This window comes from Flavobacterium sp. LHD-80, assembly GCF_030929605.1.
Taxonomy (GTDB): domain Bacteria; phylum Bacteroidota; class Bacteroidia; order Flavobacteriales; family Flavobacteriaceae; genus Flavobacterium.
This window is the reverse complement of record NZ_JAVFVS010000024.1, coordinates 1-865: the sequence shown is the minus strand read 5'-3', so window position 1 is coordinate 865 and position 865 is coordinate 1. Positions and strand designations below refer to the sequence as shown.

Sequence of the window (865 nt, the reverse complement as noted above, 5' to 3'; positions counted from 1 at the left end):
TTACGGTTACTGGTCTTGGAGCAGGAAGCTATGTCTTCAAGGCTACAGACAAGACGACTGGCTGTTCTACAAATACAGTGACTGCGGTTGTGAATGCGGCTACTGCCATCACTTTTACGGCGCAGGGGACAAAGATCAGCTGTAACAATAAAATCTCTACAATCACTTTCCCGACCCTTTCAGGAGGAAAACCGGGCTATACATATGCGTACATCGCTACAGGGCCTACTGCTCCTGCGGCGGCTGCCTATTCGTCTTCAACGACAGTCGATACGGCTGTTCTTGGGCTAAACATCGATGTGTGGGTAAAAGACACCAACGGGTGTACTGCCAAACAGTCGATCACGATCGGACAGGAGACTCCTCCTCAGATCAATATTCCTGCGGCGCAGTGTTATACGGGAACGCCGGTTTCGGTTACCATCACAGGTATTGTGACAGGAACGCCGACCTACAGCATCGACAATGTGACTTACGGTTCGACAGCAACATTCCCATTAGGAGTGGGGACGCATACGTTGTACATCAAAGACGGATTCGGCTGTGTGGCTTCGACGCCTTACACGGTTTTGTCGCAGCTGACGCTTAGCGCATCGCCTGCAGCTGATGTTACCTGTACACCAAATACGACGATCAACCTTACTGCCGGTGGAGGAAAAGCTCCTTATACTTATGAGGTTTCCACTAGCGGAGCATCAGGGCCTTTCTCTGCAGTTCCTGGAAATGCGACTACTTATACGACTTCGACAGCAGGAACCTATACGTTCAGAGTGACCGATTCGGCAACTCCGAAATGTTCTGCAGTCTCAAACGGTGTCGTGGTAAATACAAAAGCGACTACTTTGACCCTTAGCACTTCAAAAAC

Annotated in this window: 1 protein-coding gene; it reads left to right on the top strand. The window is 49.9% G+C overall.

Translation table 11 applies throughout. From position 1 onward, the window contains the following. Positions 1 to 77 precede the first annotated feature (77 nt). A partial coding sequence (locus RB619_RS21050; RefSeq protein WP_308101072.1) for a hypothetical protein occupies positions 78 to 865 on the top strand: 788 nt, incomplete at its 3' end.